Source organism: Streptomyces rimosus subsp. rimosus (assembly GCF_000720725.1).
GTDB classification, from domain to species: Bacteria; Actinomycetota; Actinomycetes; order Streptomycetales; family Streptomycetaceae; genus Streptomyces; species Streptomyces rimosus_A.
On sequence record NZ_JOCQ01000274.1, the window covers coordinates 1 to 237 of the forward strand.

1 protein-coding gene is annotated in these 237 nt (G+C 74.3%); it reads left to right on the plus strand.

Features of this window, described 5'->3' with window-relative positions; all coding sequences use genetic code 11:
- Window positions 1-237 (plus strand): NAD(P)-binding domain-containing protein (locus tag IH45_RS0142875; protein ID WP_030682799.1); only part of this gene is annotated, 237 nt, incomplete at both ends.

Consider the following 237-nt stretch of genomic DNA (forward strand, 5'->3'; position numbering starts at 1 on the left):
GCCGCCGCGGCCGACAAGGGCATCCGGGTGCTGGACGCGCCGGTCTCCGGCGGCGAGGCCGGCGCCATCGAGGCCGTGCTGTCCATCATGGTCGGCGGCGCCCAGGAGGACTTCGACGCCGCCTGCCCCCTCTTCGAGGCTTTGGGCACCACCATCGTGCGCTGCGGGCCGCACGGCGCCGGGCAGACGGTCAAGGCCGCCAACCAGCTCATCGTCGCGGTCAACCTCCAGGCCTGC